The sequence below is a fragment of the Pseudomonas sp. ASL4 genome, from assembly GCF_056680395.1.
Map to the genome: position 1 here is coordinate 3085035 of NZ_CM155280.1, position 19647 is coordinate 3104681.

At 61.7% G+C, this 19647-nt stretch carries 3 protein-coding genes; all 3 read left to right on the plus strand.

The features are described 5' to 3' along the window. On the plus strand, positions 1-13500 hold the full coding sequence (locus AC1MEW_RS13960; protein ID WP_480426668.1) for a non-ribosomal peptide synthase/polyketide synthase: 13500 nt from the start codon (positions 1-3) through the stop codon (positions 13498-13500). Continuing rightward, a complete protein-coding gene (locus AC1MEW_RS13965) occupies positions 13497-16712 on the plus strand; it encodes a non-ribosomal peptide synthetase (protein ID WP_480426669.1) in 3216 nt (1071 codons plus the stop codon). The genes AC1MEW_RS13960 and AC1MEW_RS13965 overlap by 4 nt, the downstream gene beginning before the upstream one ends. 451 nt (positions 16713-17163) lie before the next feature. Next, on the plus strand, positions 17164-19647 hold the full coding sequence (locus AC1MEW_RS13970; protein ID WP_480426670.1) for a TonB-dependent siderophore receptor: 2484 nt from the start codon (positions 17164-17166) through the stop codon (positions 19645-19647).

A 19647-nucleotide genomic window follows, 5' to 3' on the forward strand; every position in this document is an offset into this window, starting at 1 on the left:
ATGACACAGTTCGATAACCTGGCCCTGGTTCAGCGCTTTATCCGTTTGCCGCTAGCCCAGCGTCAGGCCTTTTTGCAAAAGCTGCACAGCAAGAACATGAGCTTCGCCGCGCTGCCGATTCCGCCGATGCGCGACGAGTTCGAAACCATTGGCCTGTCCTATGCCCAAGAGCGCCAATGGTTTCTCTGGCAACTGGACCCGGACAGCGCGGCGTACCATGTGCCGACTGCTTTGCGCTTGCACGGCACCCTTGATTTGCCGGCCTTGCAGCGCAGTTTCGATGCGCTGCTGGAACGCCATGAAGTGTTGCGCACCGTGTTTGTCGAAGGCACGGACGGTCCGTTGCAAGTGGCGCAAGCGCGCCTGAGCCTGCCGATCACGCCGCTGGTGCTGGATGAAACCCCGGACGACAGTGCGCTCAAAGCGCTGATCGACGCCGAAATCGCTCAACTTTTTGATTTGCAGCGCGGGCCGTTGCTGCGGATCAAACTGCTGCAACTGGCGCCGGACGATCACGTGTTGGTGCTGACCCAGCACCACATCATTTCCGATGGCGCGTCGGCGCAGATCATGGTCGGTGACCTGGTCAAACTGTATGCCGGCTTCACCTCCGGTCAGGCGACAAACCTGACGCCACTGCCGATCCAGTACGCCGACTATTCGATCTGGCAGCGCCAGTGGATGGAGGCCGGCGAGTTGTCGCGGCAACTGGCCTACTGGACCGGTCGCCTGGGCGATGGCGGTTCGGTGTTGCCATTGCCGACTGATCGCGCGCGCCCGGCGGTGCAGAGCCATCGCGGTGCGCGGTTGGACCTGAGCGTACCCGCTGACCTCAGCGAACGGCTCAAGCAACTGGCCCAACGCGAAGGCCTGACGCTGTTTATGGTCTTGCTCGCCTCGTTCCAGGCTTTGCTGCATCGCTACAGCGGCCAGTCGGACATTCGCGTTGGCGTGCCGGTGGCCAACCGCAACCGCACCGAAACCGAAGGCTTGATCGGCTTCTTCGTCAACACTCAGGTGCTCGACGCCCAGATTCACGGAACCACGCCGTTTACCGAGTTACTGGCCCAGGTCAAACAGGCTTCGCTCGGCGCCCAGGCGCATCAGGATTTGCCTTTCGAGCAACTGGTGCAGGCCCTGGCTCCAGAGCGGCACCTGAGCCACAGTCCACTGTTTCAGGTGATGTTCAACCACCAGAACGGCGGCGCGGCGCAGGCGCTGCAACTGCCGGGGTTGCGGGTTGAAAGCCTGGATTGGAGCTCGCATACGGCGCAGTTCGATTTGACGTTGGACACGCATGAAGCTGACGGCGAACTGACGGCAACGCTGACTTACGCTACCGATTTGTTCGATGCGACCACCGTGCAGCGTATGGCCGGCCACTGGCTGAACCTGCTGCAAGGCATCGTCGCCAACCCGCAACAGCGTATCGGTGAATTGCCGTTGCTGGATGCGGCTGAGCAGCAAGCGATCCTCAAGGACTGGAATCCATCGACTCAGGCCTTCCCGAACGAGGCGTGCGCGCATCAACTGATTGCCGAGCAGGCACGTTTGCATCCTGATGCGATTGCCGTGCGTTTCAACCAGCAAACCCTCACTTACGCGCAGCTCAACAGCCGTGCCAACCGGTTGGCTCATCAGTTGATCGAGCAGGGCGTTGGTCCGGATGTGCTGGTGGGTCTGGCCGCCGAGCGTGGTCTGGAAATGGTGGTCGGCCTGTTGGCGATCCTCAAGGCGGGCGGCGCCTATGTGCCGCTGGACCCGACTTATCCGCAGGATCGACTGGCCTACATGATCGAGGACAGCGGTATTCAACTGCTGCTGACTCAGGCGTCGTTGTTGAGCCAACTGCCGGTGCCGTCGAGTGTTCAAGCGTTGATGCTGGAGACCGATGTCAGCGGTTACGCCGACAGCGATCCGCACGTGGCGATGCACTCGTCGAACCTCGCTTACGTGATCTACACCTCCGGTTCCACCGGTAAACCGAAAGGCACGTTGCTGCCGCACCACAACATCCTGCGTCTGTTCGAAGCCACCGAGCCATGGTTCGGGTTCGGCCCGCAAGACGTCTGGAGCCTGTTCCATTCCTACGCTTTCGACTTCTCCGTGTGGGAGATTTTCGGCGCGTTGCTGCACGGCGGCGAGTTGCTGATCGTGCCGTACGACGTCAGCCGTTCTCCGCAGGATTTCCACGCGTTGCTGTGCGACGCCGGGGTCACGGTGTTGAACCAGACGCCGTCGGCGTTCAAGCAATTGATGCATGTAGCCTGCGCCGATCAACGCGCCAACGCCCTGCGCTACGTGGTGTTCGGCGGTGAAGCGTTGGACGTGAAATCCCTGTGCCCATGGTTCGAGCGTTTCGGCGACCACGCCCCGCAACTGATCAACATGTACGGCATCACCGAAACCACGGTGCACGTGACTTACCGTCCGATGTCCCTGGTCGATCTGGAGCTGGAAGCCAGCAGCCCAATCGGCGAGCCCATTACCGACCTGTCCTGGTACTTGCTCGACGGCGACCTGAACCCGGTACCGAAAGGCTGCATCGGCGAGTTATACGTCGGCCGCGCCGGCCTGGCTCGCGGTTACCTCAATCGCGGCGACCTGACCGCGCTGCGCTTTATCCCCGATCCATTCGGCGACAGCGGCGCACGTTTGTACCGCACCGGCGACCTGGCGCAGTACCGCAACGACGGCGTGATCGAATACGTCGGCCGTATCGACCACCAGGTAAAAATCCGTGGTTTCCGCATTGAACTCGGCGAAATCGAAGCTCGACTGAATGCGTTGGACGCCGTGCGCGAAGCGGTGGTGCTGGCTCAGGAAGGCCCAAGCGGCCAGCAACTGGTCGGCTACGTAATCGCGCATCAAACCAGCGACAACGAAGCCAATCTGCGCGACAACCTCAAGACCCAACTCAAAGCTGACCTGCCGGATTACATGGTGCCAACGCACCTGCTGTTCCTCGACCAATGGCCGCTGACCGCCAACGGCAAGCTCGACCGCAAAGCCCTGCCGCAACCCGACGCAAGCCAAGTGCAGCAAGACTACGTCGCCCCGCACAGCGAACTGGAACAACAGATCGCCACGATCTGGCAAGACGTGTTGAAACTGGAACGCGTGGGCCTGACCGACAACTTCTTCGAACTCGGCGGCCATTCGCTGCTGGCCACGCAAATGGTCTCGCGCATTCGCCAGACCCTCGGCCTGAACCTGCAATTGCGTCAGTTGTTCGAAAACGCCAGCCTCAAGGCCTGCGTTGCGGCGCTGGAGCAAACCCAGGTCAGCCGCCCAGTCGCCATTGCGCGGGTGTCTCGCGATGAGCCGTTGGCTTTGTCGTACGCCCAGCAACGCCAGTGGTTCCTCTGGCAGATGGAGCCTTTGAACGCGGCGTATCACATTCCGGCGGCGCTGCGGATTCACGGCGCCCTCGACCTTGCAGCCCTGCAACGCAGTTTCAGCGCGCTGGTGCAGCGCCATGAAAGCCTGCGCACCACCTTCGTCCAGATCGATGATCGGGCGTTCCAGGTGATTCATGCGGATCTGGCGCCGACCGTGGTGCCCGAGATTTTGCCCGAGGCGACCGGCAACAATAACGCCCAGGTCCGCGCGTTCGTTGAACGGCAACTGCAACAGCCGTTCGACCTGAAAAATGGCCCACTGCTGCGGGTTGGCCTGCTGCGCATCGCCGCTGACGAACATGTGCTGGTGCTGACTCAGCACCACATCGTTTCCGATGGCTGGTCGATGCAGTTGCTGGTGCAGGAACTGATTCAGCGTTATGCCGATTACAGCGAGGGTCGTGAGGTTGAGCTGGCGGCGTTGCCCATTCAATACGCCGACTACGCCGTGTGGCAGCGTCAGTGGATGGAGGCCGGCGAGCGCGAGCGGCAACTGGCGTACTGGACCGGTGTGCTCGGCGGTGACCAGCCGCTGCTCGAATTACCGACCGACCGCCCACGTCCAGCTCAACAAAGTTTTGCCGGCGCACGCCTGGCCATCGACCTGCCGTCGGCGCTGGGCAAACAGTTGCTGCAACTGGCCCAACGCGAAGGCGGCACGTTGTTCATGCTGCTGCTGGCGTCGTTCCAGACCTTGCTGCATCGCTACAGTGGTCAGTCGGACATTCGCGTTGGCGTGCCGATTGCCAACCGTAACCGGGTCGAGACTGAAGGGTTGATTGGCTTCTTCGTCAACACTCAGGTGCTCAAGGCCGAGGTCAATCCGCAGCAGCGCTTCAGCGAGTTGCTGGCTGAGGTCAAACACGCAGCCTTGGGCGCCGAGGCGCACCAGGATCTGCCGTTTGAACAACTGGTCGAAGCGCTGCGCCCTGAGCGTAACTTGAGTCATAGCCCGCTGTTCCAGGTGTTGTACAACCACCAGAACGCCGGGCGTCAGGCTGTGCCGTCATTGTCCGGACTGACCATCGAAACGCAGGATTGGGACAGCCACACCGCGCAGTTCGATCTGACGCTGGACACTCTGGAAGCCGACGGTGAAATCACTGCTGCACTGACTTATGCCACCGACCTGTTTGACGCCTCTACCGTGCAGCGCATGGCTGCGCATTGGCTGAACCTGCTGCAAGGCATCGTCGCCAACCCGCAACAGCGCATCGGCGAATTGCCGTTGCTCGACTCGGCTGAGCAGCAGGCGATTCTCAAAGACTGGAATCCGTCGACTCAGGCGTTCCCGAACGAGGCGTGCGCGCATCAGTTGATTGCCGAGCAGGCGCGCCGTAGTCCTGATGCAGTTGCCGTGCGGTTCAACCAGCAAACCCTCACTTACGCGCAGCTCAACAGCCGTGCCAACCGGTTGGCTCATCAGTTGATCGAGCAGGGCGTTGGTCCGGATGTGCTGGTCGGTTTGGCCGCCGAGCGTGGTCTGGAAATGGTGGTCGGCCTGCTGGCGATCCTCAAGGCTGGCGGCGCTTATGTGCCGCTGGACCCGACCTATCCGCAGGATCGTCTGGCCTATATGATCGAGGACAGCGGCATCCAATTGCTGCTGACCCAAGCGTCGTTGTTGAGCCAACTACCGGTGCCGGAAGGCGTGCAAGCCTTGATGTTGGAGGCCGATGTCAGCACCTACGCCGACAGCGATCCGCACGTGTCGATGCACTCGTCGAACCTGGCCTACGTGATCTACACCTCCGGTTCCACCGGCAAACCGAAAGGCACGTTGCTGCCGCACCACAACATCCTGCGCCTGTTCGAAGCCACCGAACCATGGTTCGGGTTTGGCCCTTCAGATGTCTGGAGCCTGTTCCATTCCTACGCGTTCGACTTCTCCGTGTGGGAGATTTTCGGTGCGTTGCTGCACGGCGGCGAACTGCTGATCGTGCCGCACGACGTCAGCCGTTCCCCGCAGGATTTCCACGCGCTGCTGTGCGACGCCGGGGTCACGGTGTTGAACCAGACGCCGTCGGCGTTCAAGCAATTGATGCACGTCGCTTGCGCCGATCAACGCGCCAACGCATTGCGCTACGTGGTGTTCGGCGGTGAAGCGCTGGACGTGAAATCCCTGCGCCCATGGTTCGAGCGTTTCGGCGATCACGCCCCGCAACTGATCAACATGTACGGCATCACCGAAACCACGGTGCACGTGACTTACCGTCCGTTGTCCCTGGTCGATCTGGAACTGGAAGCCAGCAGCCCAATCGGCGAGCCCATTACCGACCTGTCCTGGTACTTGCTCGACGGCGACCTGAACCCGGTACCGAAAGGCTGCATCGGCGAGTTATACGTCGGCCGCGCCGGCCTGGCTCGCGGTTACCTCAATCGCGGCGACCTGACCGCGCTGCGCTTTATCCCCGATCCGTTCGGCGAGAGCGGGGCGCGGTTGTACCGCACCGGCGACCTGGCGCAGTACCGCAACGACGGCGTGATCGAATACGTCGGCCGTATCGACCACCAAGTGAAAATCCGTGGTTTCCGCATCGAACTCGGCGAAATCGAAGCACGACTGAATATGTTGGATGCCGTGCGCGAAGCCGTGGTGCTGGCCCAGGAAGGCCCGAGCGGCCAGCAACTGGTCGGCTACGTGATCACGCATCAAACCACCGACAACGAAGCGACCCTGCGCGACAACCTCAAGACCCAACTCAAGGCCGACCTGCCGGATTACATGGTGCCAACGCACCTGCTGTTCCTCGACCATTGGCCACTGACCGCCAACGGAAAACTCGACCGCAAGGCCCTGCCGCAACCCGACGTAAGCCAAGTGCAGCAAGACTACGTCGCCCCGCAAAGCGAACTGGAACAACAGATCGCCGCAATCTGGCAGGACGTGCTGAAACTGGAGCGCGTGGGCCTGACCGACAACTTCTTCGAGCTGGGCGGCGACTCGATCATCTCCATCCAGGTGGTCAGCCGCGCGCGGCAGGCCGGGATTCGATTCAGCCCGAAAGATCTGTTCCAGCACCAGACCGTCCAGGCATTGGCGACCGTGGCCCAAGTCGGCGGCGAAGGGCTGATCATCGACCAAACCCCGGTTCAAGGCCCGGCGCTGTTGTTGCCGATCCAGCAAGCGTTCTTCACCGATGCGATCCCCGAGCGTCATCACTACAACCAATCGGTGCTGCTGAAAGCGGCCCGCCCGATGCAACCGGCACTGGTTGAACAGGCGTTGCAGGCGTTGGTGCTGCATCACGATGCATTGCGTTTGTCCTTTTCCGAAACTTCGGAAGGTTGGCAGGCCAATCACCGCGATGTCCTGGCGCAAAACAGCCTGCTCTGGACCACCGACGTGGCCGACGCCGAGGCACTGGAAGTCCTGGCCAATCAGGCCCAACGCAGCCTGAACCTGCAAGACGGCCCGCTGCTGCGCGGTGTGCTGGCGACGATGAACGATGGCAGTCAGCGCTTGCTGCTGGTGATCCATCACCTAGCGGTGGATGGCGTGTCGTGGCGGATTCTGCTGGAAGACCTGCAAAACACTTATCAACAGTTGCAGGACGGCAAAGCCCTGAGCCTGCCGGCCAAGACCAGTGCCTTCAAGGACTGGAGCGAGCACTTGCAGCGTTACGCCCACAGCCCGGCGTTGCAGCAGGAACTGGCGTACTGGCAAGCCTGTTTGAGCGATGTCAGCACCGATCTGCCGTGCAAACGCGTGGACGCCGGGCAGCAGAATCGTCTGGCGCTCAACGTTCACACTCAGCTCAATCAGGAACTGACCCGGCAATTGCTGCAAGAAGCCCCGACGGCCTATCGCACTCAGGTCAACGACCTGTTGCTGACCGCGTTGGCGCGGGTGATTGGCCGTTGGACCGGCCTGGCCTCGACGCTGATTCAACTCGAAGGCCATGGCCGCGAAGAGCTGTTCGACGGCGTTGACCTGACCCGCACCGTCGGTTGGTTCACCAGCCTGTTCCCGGTCCGGCTGACTCCGGCCGATGCACTGAGCGACTCGATCAAACAGGTCAAGGAACAACTGCGTTCGATCCCGCACAAAGGCATCGGCTTCGGCGCCTTGCGTTATCTGGGCGATGAGCAAGCGCAGCAATCGTTGCGCGTCTTGCCAAGCCCACGGATCACCTTCAACTACCTCGGCCAGTTCGACGGTAGCTTCGACAAGGACGACGCGGCGCTGTTTGCTCCTGCGTCAGAGAGCTCCGGCCTGGACCAAAGCCCCGATGCACCGATGGGCAACTGGCTTTCCCTCAATGGCCAGGTTTATGGCGGTCAACTGACGATCGGCTGGACCTTCAGCAGCGAACGTTTCGACACCGCGACCATTGAACGCCTGGCCGAGGATTACGCCAAAGAACTGGCAGCGCTGATCGCTCATTGCGTGACGCCGGGCGTCCAGGGCCTGACGCCGTCGGACTTCCCGCTGGCCGGCCTGACTCAAGTACAACTCGACAGCGTGCCGGTGGCGCCGCAGCAGATTGCCGACATCTACCCGCTGTCGCCGATGCAGCAAGGCATGCTGTTCCATTCGCTCTACGAGCAGCAGGGCGGCGACTACATCAACCAGATGTGCGTGGACATCGAAGGCCTCAATGTCGAGCGCTTCCGCGAGGCCTGGCAAGCGGCGATGGACGCCCACGATGTGCTGCGCAGCAGTTTTGTCTGGGACGGTGAATTCAAGCGTCCGTTGCAGGTGATCCACAAGCAACTGAACGTGCCGTTCACTTTCCACGATTGGCGCTCTCACAGCGATGTCGCCCAAGCGCTCAATGAACTGGCGACCACCCAGCGCCAACAGGGCTTTGACCTTGCCAACGCACCGTTGCTGAACCTGACCGTGGTGCAAATTGCCGCCGAGCGTTATCACCTGATCTACACCAGCCATCACATTTTGATGGACGGCTGGAGCAACTCGCAGCTGTTGGGCGAAGTGCTGCAACGCTACAGCGGCGAGGTGCCGGCGAACACGGCGGGGCGTTATCGCGACTACATCGAGTGGCTGGCGAAGCAGGACGCGCAGGTCACCGAAGGTTTCTGGAAAGGCCAATTGGCGTCCTTTGAGGAACCGACAAGGCTGGCCAAAGCGCTGGTCTGGACCGGCAGCGAAGCAAGCAACGCGACTCAGGGCGAACACTTCCTTGAGCTGGATCTGGCGCAGACCGCCGGGCTCAATGGGTTTGCGCGGGAACAGAAAGTCACCCTCAACACGCTGGTGCAAGCCGCGTGGCTGCTGCTGTTGCAACGCTACACCGGGCTCGACACGGTCAGCTTCGGCGCCACGGTGTCCGGGCGTCCGGCGCAGTTGGCGGGCGTCGAGCAACAGATCGGTTTGTTCATCAACACCTTGCCGGTAATCGCCAGCCCGCGTGCCGAGCAGCCGCTGTCGCAGTGGTTGCAGCAAGTGCAGGCGCAAAACCTGGCACTGCGCGAGCAGGAACATACGCCGCTGTTCGACATCCAGCGTTGGGCCGGGCAGGGCGGTGAAGCGCTGTTCGACAACATCCTGGTGTTCGAGAACTACCCGATCTCCGAAGCCCTGCAACAGGGCGCAACCCAAGAGCTGCGTTTCGGTGAAGTCGGCAACTTCGAACAGACCAACTACCCGCTGACCCTGGCGGTCAACCTGGGTGAAGAGCTATCGCTGCAACTGAGTTACGACCGTCAGCAGTTCGATTTTGCTGCGATTGAACAACTGGCCGCGCATCTTGCGCACCTGCTGTTGCAAATGGTCGAGGCACCGGCCGCCAGTTGCGTCGGCGATCTGGCGTTGGTCGCAAAAGCGGTTCGCGAGCCGCTGGTGCTGCCGGTGGATGAGGTGTGCGTGCAGCGCTTGTTTGAACGGCAAGCCGAGCGCACGCCGCACGCCTTGGCGCTGATCTTCAACGAGCAACGCCTCAGCTACGCGCAGCTCAATGCCCAGGCCAACCAATTGGCTCGCGTGCTGTTGCAACACGGCGTCGGCCCGGAGGTCTTGGTCGGCATCGCGGTCGAGCGTTCGACGCAGATGATCATCAGCCTGCTGGCGGTGCTCAAGGCTGGCGGCGCCTACGTGCCGCTGGACCCGGAATACCCGGCCGAGCGCCTCGGCGCGATGATCGAAGACAGTGGCCTGCGGGTGTTGTTGACCCAAAGCCATCTGGCGGCAGCATTGCCAACAGCAGCGGGCGTGACTGTCCTGAGCCTGGATCAGCTGGATTACCCGACTCAGACCGACAACCTGCCCGAGCGCAGCGGCCCGCAGAACCTTGCGTATGTGATGTTCACCTCGGGCTCCACCGGGCGCCCGAAAGGCGTCGGCATCACCCACTCGGCGCTGACCCGTCACGCCCAGGTTGCGCTGGAATTCCTCGGTCTCACACCGCAGGACCGTTCGCTGCAATTTGCCACGTTCAACTTCGATGCTTTTGTCGAGCAGCTTTACCCGGCGCTGATTTGCGGTGCCTCGGTGGTGCTGCGCGGGCCGGACATCTGGGACAGCGAGACGTGGTATCGCGAATTGCTCGACAAGCAATTCAGCGTCAGCGACCTGACCACCGCCTACTGGAACATGTTGGCCAAGGACTTTGCTGCCGCTGGCAATCGCGACTACGGCGTGTTGCGCCAGGTGATCGTCGGTGGCGAAGCCATGCCGCCGGAAGGCGTCGCCGCGTGGGGCAAGGCTGGCCTGGCTCATGTGCGTTTGCTCAACACCTACGGCCCGACCGAAACCACGGTCAGCGTCACGGTGCTCGATTGCAGCGACTACGTGTCGGGGCGCAGGGCGTTGCCGGTGACCATGCCGATTGGCCAGGCGTTGGGCGGCCGGTCGATTCATGTGCTCGACACCCAGGGTCAACCGGCGCCGGTCGGGGTGGTCGGTGAACTGGTGATTGGCGGTGAGCTGCTGGCTCGCGGTTACTTCCAGCGTCCGGAATTGACCGCCGAGCGCTTCATTCCTGATCCGTTCGATCCACTGGGCGGTGGCCGCGTGTACCGCACCGGCGACCTGGCGCGCTACCGCGCCGACGGGGTGATCGAGTACGTCGGGCGTCTGGATCATCAAGTGAAGATTCGCGGTTTCCGCATCGAACTCGGTGAGATCGAAACCCATCTGTTGCAGATTCCTGCGGTGCGTCAGGCCCTGGTGGTCGCGCAACCGGGCGCCATCGGTCAGCAATTGGTCGCCTACGTGGTGTTCGACGATCCGGCGCAAGCCCGCGCCGATGCCTCGACACTGGCGGCGCTGCGCGATGACATCAAGGCGCGCCTGAAAGCGAGCCTGCCGGATTACATGGTGCCAACCCAGGTGATGTTCCTCGAACGCCTGCCGCTGAGCCCGAACGGCAAGATCGATCGCAAGGCTTTGCCGAGCATCGATGTTAGCCTCGCGGCGCTGGATTTTGTCGCGCCTGAAGGTGAACTCGAACAGCAAATTGCAGCGGTCTGGCAGGACGTGCTGGAGCTGGATCAAGTCGGCCGCGACGATCACTTCTTCGAATTGGGCGGGCATTCGCTGCTCGCGACTCAAGTGGTTTCGCGTCTGCGCAAACTCACGGCGTGCACCCTGAGCCTGCGTGATCTGTTCAGCCATCCGCGCCTCAAGGACCTGGCGGCATGGATGACGCAGCAGCAAGGCACAGCGGCGTCTGGCGGCCATGGCGTGGTGCTCAAGGCCCACGGCACGCGGCACAGCGCACCGTTGTCGCTGGTGCAACGGCGCTTGTGGATCGCCGAGCAATTGTCCGGCGGCACGGCGGCTTATGGCATGCCGATGGCCCTGCGTTTGCGCGGTGAGTTGTCGGTCGAGCGCTTGATCAGCAGCTTCGCCGAGGTGGTCCGCCGCCACGAAGTGCTGCGCACCGCGTATACCCAGGACGATGAAGGCGATCCGATTGCCATGATCGCCGAACAGGTCGAACTGGATTTCCCGGTGATCGATTTGTCCGGCCTGTCACGCAGCGCCCAGGAAGAATGGGTGGCGCAAGCGGCGCTGGAGAACGCCCGGACGCCGATTGATATGGAACACGCGCCGCTGTTGCGTGGCCGGATCCTGCACCTGGGGCCGACCGAGCACGTGATGCTTTACGCCATGCACCACATCATTTCCGACGGCTGGTCGATGGGCGTTTTGGTCAACGAACTGGTGCAGATTTACGACCGCAGCAAGGTCGGTGATTTGACCCCGCTGCCAGCGCTGGAGGTGCAGTATTCCGACTTCGCGATTTGGCAGCAGGAACTGGAGCAACAAGGGGTTCTGGCACGCCAGGCCGAGTACTGGAAAACGCGATTGGCCGGCTACAACGGGCAGTTGTCGTTGCCGTTGGATAAGCCACGAGGCCTGACGCCGTCCTATGAGGGCGATGCGGTGCAATTCCAGCTCGACACGACGCTGAGCGCTGCGTTGCGTCAACTGTCCAGGGACGCCGGCGTCACGCTGTACAGCACGCTGCTGGCGTCATTCCAGGTGTTGTTGCATCAGGTCAGTGGCGGTGCGGATGTGCTGGTCGGTGCCGACGTAGCCGGGCGTGAGCAGCCGGAACTGGAGCGCTTGATCGGCTTCTTCGTAAACGTCTTGCCGCTACGTTCGCAGTTTGATGCCGGCACGCCGTTCGCCAAATTCCTCGCCCAGACCCAGGAAACCTTGCTCAGTGCCATGGAGCATCAGGACCTGCCGTTCGACATGATCGTCGACGCCTCGGGCGTGCCGCGCCACAAGGGTATGAACCCGTTGGTGCAAGTGTTGTTCGTGATGAACAACCTGCCGGGACGCACCCAGGCCATGGGCGGTTTGAGCGTCGAATCGCTGCCGGCGCTGGACACCCATTCTAAATTCGACATGGCGTTGTTCGTTGACGATGAAGAAGGGCAATTGCTGGGTAATTGGCAATTCGCGACAAGCGTGTTCGGACACGAGCGCATTCAGCACCTGGTCAAGGCCTGGATAGCCCTGTTGGAACAGATCGTCGCTGATCAGGACATTCAATTGGGAGCTATCAGCATGCCAGTCGACAATTTAGCGGTGGCCACCAAGCCTGCCGTCCCCGGACCGAAGGCCGACAAACTCGGCAAGTTCCTCAAACGCGGTGTGGCCTCGGCGGCCAAGGCCCGGCCAGCGCCGATGCGCGAGTCGTTGATCGCCGCGCCACAGCCGTTCCCGCTGCTGCTGGAACCGAACGAGCCGCACTTGGACTTGATCGAGTGGATCAACCACAACCGGCCGCTGATCGAAGCAAAACTGGCGACCCATGCCGGGATTCTATTCCGCGGTTTCGAGCTCGACGGCATTCAGGGTTTCGAGGCCTTCGCCGAAGCGATCCAGTCGGGACTTTACGGCCAGTACGGCGATCTGCCGAAGAAGGAGGGCGGCAAGAACACCTACCGCTCCACGCCGTACCCGGAACGCAAGATGATCCTGTTCCACAACGAGAGCTCCCATCAGGACCGCTGGCCGCGCAAGCAGATGTTCTATTGCGAGCAAGCCGCGCCGGTCGGCGGGGCAACGCCGGTGGTGGATTGCCGGTTGATGTACGAAAAACTGCCGGCGGACCTGCGTGACAAGTTCGAAGAAAAGGGCCTGCTCTACGTGCGCACCTTCACCGACAACCTCGACGTGTCGTGGCAGCACTTCTTCAAGACCAAAGACCGCGCCGAAGTCGAGGCCCGTTGCCGCGCCGGTGGTATCGAATGGCGCTGGCTCGACAACAACGAATTGCAAACCCGCACCCCAGGGCCGGCGATCATTCGTCACCCGGTGACCGGCGCCAAATCGTTCTTCAACCAAGTGCAACTGCACCACATCTACTGGCTGGAGCCGGATGTGCGCGAAGACCTGCTGTCGATGTTTGGCCTGGACCGCATGCCGCGCCATGTGTTTTACGGCGACGGCACCCCGATCGAAGACGAGGTGATGCAACGCATCGGCGACTTGTACGAAGAATGCGCGGTGCGCTTCGACTGGCAAAAAGGCGACGCCATCCTGCTGGACAACATGCTGGTGGCCCACGCCCGTGATCCGTTCGAAGGCCCACGCAAGATTGTCGTGGCAATGGGTGACATGTTCGACCGCAGTGCACTTGAACGCGCACTGAACACCGAGGAAACCGGAGCATGAACGAGGTATCGATGGACCAGCAGGACCTGGGTTACGCCTTGACGCCCGAGCAGCAGTTGTTGATTGAACAACTGCCCAAGGCCCCGGCCTGCGCGGATGCGCTGCGTTTTCTCGAGGTCGAGATCAGCGGCGCCCTCGATCCGCAGCGGGTGCAACTGGCGCTCGATACCTTGCTGGCGCAGCAGCCGATGCTGGTGGCGCGACTCGGTAAGGCGGCGGGTTTTCATGGCCTTCGACAGTTCGTCGGGGGCGCCGAGCGCTTCCCGCTGACCGTGCAGACTCGGGTCGAAACGCCGGCCGATATTCAGGCGCAACTCACCGAATGGGCGGAACGTTCTTTCGATATCGCTGAGTCCGAGGGCGCGCAAGCGGTGCTTTATCGCCTGGCCGACGAGCGCTGGAAACTGGTGTTGGGCCTGGCCCGGCACAGCCTCGACGAAAGCGCCGTGCGGTTGCTGTTTCAGCAATTACCGAGCGCCTACGAGCTGCAGGCGACGGCGGACGATGAAGAGCCCGGTGAATTCACCCAGTACCTGGAATGGCGCAGTGAAGTGGTGCTCGACGAAGACGCGGCCAGCGCTCGCGCCTACTGGCAGCAACATCTGCAAGGGGCTGAGGCTGAGCTGAGCACGCCGTGGCTGGTTTATCGCAACGCGAATCCTGCGTCGTCGGCCACGGCCTCGCTGACGGTTTGCGTCGAACCCGGTTTGCAGCGGTTGGCCAGTGCTCTGGAACAACCGCCGAGCGTAGTGCTGCAAGCCGCCTGGTGGTTGCTGCTTGGGCGACTGAGCGGGCACGAGCAGGTGCTGGTCGGCGTGCGGCATGACAGCCGCGACGATTACGAATACTTCGGCGACGCCTTGGGCGTGTTCGAGAAAACCCTGCCGCTGAACCTTTCGCTGCCGGCGAATGCCACGTTCAGTTCGTGGGTGGTTGAGCTGACGGCGCGTCTGGATGAACACCGTACCTGGCAGGAATACTGGTCGCCTGAACTGGCTCCGGCGGCCGCTCGCCCGGCCTACGGTTTTGCCGTCCGCCGGGCGACGCAGGTCGAGACATCCGCGAATCTGCAATGGACGCCGGTTGCGCGTCCGCTGGCGCGGGAAGCGCTGTTTGAGCTGATGCTTGAACTGGAAACGGACGAATCGGGCAACCCGCAGGCGTTCCATCTGCACTACGCAGCGTCCCGTTACTCAGTTCAGGCGATTGAAGGGTTGCTGGCGCAGTTGCGCGTCTTGCTCGAAAACATCGTCGCCAATCCTCACGCCGAACTCGGCCAATTGAGCTTGCTGGGTGCCGCAGAACAGCAGCGTCTGCTGGCAATCAACCCGCCAGCGCAAGCATTGGTCGATGGCCGGTTCCTGCCGCAACGGATCGCCGATTGGGCCCGGACCACGCCGGATGCCATCGCCCTGACCGACGGCGATCAACGCCTGAGCTACGGGCAGTTGCAGGCGAACGTCGAGGCGTTGGCCCAGGCACTGAAAGCCCAAGGCCTGGCCGCAGGCGCGGTTGTCGCGCTGGCCTTGCCGCGTTCCGCGGACCTGGTGGTCGCCATGCTGGCAGCCTGGCGGATCGGTGCGGCGTATCTTCCGCTGGATGCGCAATGGCCGCAGGCACGTCAGGCGTTGATGCTGGAACAGGCCGGCGCCGCGTTGCTGCTGGTCGACGCCCGGAACATCGCTCAATGGCACGATCATCCGTTGCCCTTGGCGACGGTGGAGCGAGTGCTGCAATCGGCCCCGGCTGCCGGGTTGGCCATCGAACTCGCTACGCAGGGTGGAGACGCCGCCTACGTGCTGTTCACCTCCGGTTCGACCGGTGTGCCGAAAGGCGTAGTGATCGAGCACCGCCAATTGCTCAACTACACCGCCCACGTCAGCCAGGCGTTGGCGCTGGAACAGTGCAAACAGTTCGGCTTCACCTCCACGGTGGCGGCGGATTTGGGCAACACCGCGTTGTTTGGCGCACTGTTCAACGGCGCGACATTGCACGTGGCCAGCGATGAACAGATGCAGGACGGCAATTTGTTTGCCGACTTCGTGCAACAGCAGGCGATCGATTGCCTGAAGATCGTCCCGTCGCACCTCGCTGCGTTGCTCGAAAGCGAGCGCGCGCAACTGCCGCGCACGTTGATTCTCGGTGGCGAACCGATTGCTCCGGCGCTGGTACAACGCATCGCTCGCCTGCGCAGCGATTGCCGAGTGTTCAACCACTACGGCCCGACCGAGGCTACGGTGGGCGTGCTGGTTCATCCGTTGTCGCTGAATGCCGAGGTGCCGGATGCCGCCGTTCTGAGCCAGGTGCTGGGCAACAATCAGGTGTTTGTCCTCGACGACAACCTGCAACTGGCGCCGGTCGGCGTGCTGGGCGAGTTGTACCTCGGTGGCGCGCAGGTGTGCCGTGGCTACGTCAATGTCGAAGCCGATTCTCAGGTGTTTATCCAGAGCCCGTTCAACCCTGAAGAGCGGCTGTACCGAACCGGCGACCTGGCCCGCTATCGTCCGGATCTGGCGATTCAACTGCACGGTCGTCGGGATCAGCAAATCAAGGTGCGCGGTTTCCGCATCGAACTGGCCGAGGTCGAGGCTGAATTGCTGCGTTTGCCTCAAGTTGCTCAGGCACTGGTATTGCCGGGTCAAGAGGGGATGCTGGCGTTCATCGTCCCGCATCAAACACCTTCGGCCACTGTGCTCGACGAGATTCGCGACGAACTGGCCTTACGCCTGCCCAGCGTGATGCTGCCGCAGCACCTGCAATGGCTCGACAGCTTCCCGCGACTGGCCAACGGCAAAGTCGACCGCAAAGCCTTGCAGCAACTCGCGGCAGCCAAGGCTGACGACGAGGGCATGGCACCCCGCGATGCCCTTGAGCAATTGCTGGCTGCACGCATGGCGCAATTGCTCGGCGTTGAACGGCTGGGTATCGACCGCGACTTTTTCGCTGCCGGTGGCCATTCCTTGCTGGTGATCAAACTGGTGGCCGGGATTCGCAAGCTGTTGCAGTGCGAAATCCAGCCGGGCGTGGTGTTTGATCACCCGACCGTGGCGGGTCTGGCGGCGGCGTTGCGAGCCGGGGAAAGCAGTCCCGGTCAACTGGAGAGAATCGCTCAGGCGCGGTTACGCCTGGACAACATGAGCCCCGAAGAAAAAGCCTTGCTCACCGAAAAGGCCCGGCAACTGCAAAACGCCAAGGCTGCACAAAACGGCTGACACCCGTTTAGTCCTGTGGGAGCGGGCTTGCTCGCGAAGAGGGAGTGTCAGACAAATCATTGTTGCCTGACACACCGCTTTCGCGATGTAAGCCCGCTCCCACAGGGGATTTGTACCGTTTTCAAGTTATTCGCGGAAAAAAGGCCGATGTCCAAAGCGTCGGCCTTTTTTTTGAGATTTCGCGTTAATGATAAATAAACTCATTCCGGTTTTGGTCCGGTGCTGCGTCTTACTAACGTAAGCAGGCAAATAGAGCCGGGCAGGGTAGCCACTGGGTTCGGTTTTTCCTTGATGTAGAAGAATTTTTACCGCTGCCCGGACCAACGATCGAGCCCGGGGAGGGGCCGGTCACCGACTTTTGCGGGAGCGAAGCGGTTCACAGGTCCAGGCAGCGTCAGGGCACTCGGTGGCCCATTGGTCTTATCCACTTCAACCAATAATAGAGAGCACGATGTCAGCAATTCATGAGTTGAAACCTCTGTTCAAGGCCTTGGTCATTGCCCGAACCCTGCGCTCGCGTCGCTCGTTGGCCGGTTTGAGCATGGCCTGTCTGCTGCCGCTCAGCGCGCAGGTGTGCGCTGAAGAATTCACCCTCAATATTGCGGCCCAGCCTTTGCCTCAGGCCCTGCAGGCGTTTGGCGCGCAGACCAATCAACAGGTGATCTACAACGCCGACGATATGGCCGGCCTGCGCAGCACCCGTGTCAGCGGCAAATTGAGTAGCGAAGCGGCGATTACCCAACTGCTGAAGGGCACGGGCGTGCGCTACAGCTTTGAAGGCAACACGCTGATGCTGGTGCGCGGCAGTTCGACCGAGGGTCTGGAACTGGGCGCGACGACCATCAACGCGCAACAGTTGGGCACCACCACCGAAGGCACCAATTCCTACACCACCGGCGCCGTGACCATTGGCAAAGGTGAGCAGAAACTCAAGGACATCCCGCAGTCGGTCAGCGTCCTGACCCGCAAGCGCATGGACGACCAGAACATCACCACCTTGACCCAGGCGCTGGAAGCCACGCCGGGCATGAGTTCGATCAAGACTCCGGGGCCGGGCATGTTCATCTATGCCCGCGGTTTTGATATCGAGTCGTTGCAGTACGACGGCGTGCCCGTGCCGCGCAACATGTACTCGCTGGGCAGCTACATCACCGAGAACATGGCGATCTACGACCGCATGGAAATCCTCCGTGGTTCGTCGGCCCTGCTGCAAGGCGCGAACAGCCCTGGCGGCGCGATCAACATGGTGCGCAAGCGTCCGCAAGACGTGCCGACCGTGACCCTGAGCGCCAAGGCCGGTAGCTGGGACCGTTACGCGTCCCAGGCCGATGTCGGCGGCCCGTTGAACGATGAAGGCACCATCCGCGGTCGTGCGGTGGTCAACTACGAAACCGGTAAATCGTTCACCGACTACGTGTCGAACTGGGAACAAACCGTCTACGGCGCCCTCGATTTCGACTTGAGCCCGGACACCGTGCTCGGCGTCGGCTTCAGCAACAAGACCAGCCATTCCACGCCTTACCTGATCGGCCTGCCACGCTACGCTGACGGCACCGCGCTGAACCTGGGGCGTTCTGCCTACGGCGGCTCGAGCTGGAACCGTGGCTTCAATAACCAGACCTCCGTTTACCTGGACCTGGAGCATCACTTCAACGACAACTGGAAAATCAAGGCCACCGCCCTGGCCATGAACGAGTCGAACGAATCGACCTACCAGTTCATCACTGGTGCCGTGACGCCGGGCACCTCCACCGGCCCGCAGTACGCCGATTACTCCACTGACTTCTACAACAAGAACCGTGGTTTTGACGTGTACGTGAATGGCGACTTCGAAGCGCTGTCGTTCAAGCAAAGTGTGATGTTCGGTGGCAACTATTCCAAGTACACCTCCGACGACCAATACGCGCGTGCCTTTACGCCGGGCGTTGATATCGACGACATCGACCACCATCGGCCGCAACAAAGCTTCAACTCGATTGCCGACGTCGCGAACCTGACGACCAGTACCTATGACGTGCGCCAGAAAGGCCTCTACGGCACCTGGCGCGTCAAACTGGCCGACCCGCTGACCCTGACGCTGGGCGCGCGGTCGACCTGGTATCAATACGAGTACGACGCCGAAAACTCCTTTGCCCGCGTCGTGGACCCGACCGCCGCGGTCAACAGCACCACCCGGCACAACGGCAAGATCACCCCATACGCCGGCCTGGTGTATGCGCTGAACGAACAGTGGTCGGCCTACGGCAGCTACGCCGACGTCTACATCCCGCAAACGGATATGGACAAGCAACACGTGGTACTCAAGCCGATCGAAGGCCACAACTATGAACTCGGCCTCAAAGGCGAGTTGATGGATGGCCAGCTCAACACCTCGTTCGCGATCTTCCGTGCCGAGCAGAAAAACCGCGCGGTCACCGACCTGAGCACCGACATCGAAAGCAGCGAAGCCTGCGGCGGCTGGTACTGCTCCAAGGCATCGGGCAAGGTCCGCAGCGAGGGCTTCGAAGCGGAAGTCGGCGGTGAAGTGGCGCCAGGCTTGCAACTGTCTGGCAGCTACACCTACAACACCACCAAGTTCCTGGAAGACACCGACCTCAAAGGCAAAGTCTTCAGCACCTGGACCCCGAAACACATGGCGCGCCTGTGGGCCGACTACCGCTTGCCGGGTGACTTCCACAAAGTCAGCGTCGGTGGCGGCGTCAACGCTCAGACCAGCACCATCAGCTTCGACCGCAACTTCAACCAACCGGGCTTCGCCATTTGGGCCTCCCGCGTCGGCTACGACCTGAACGACGAAGTGAACCTGGCGGTGAACTTCAACAACATCTTCGACAAGAAGTACTTCATCCCGTCCTACAGCCAGATCGGCGCCAACAACTACTACGGCGACCCGCGCAACATGATGTTCAGCGTGACGTACAAGCCGCAGTTCTGA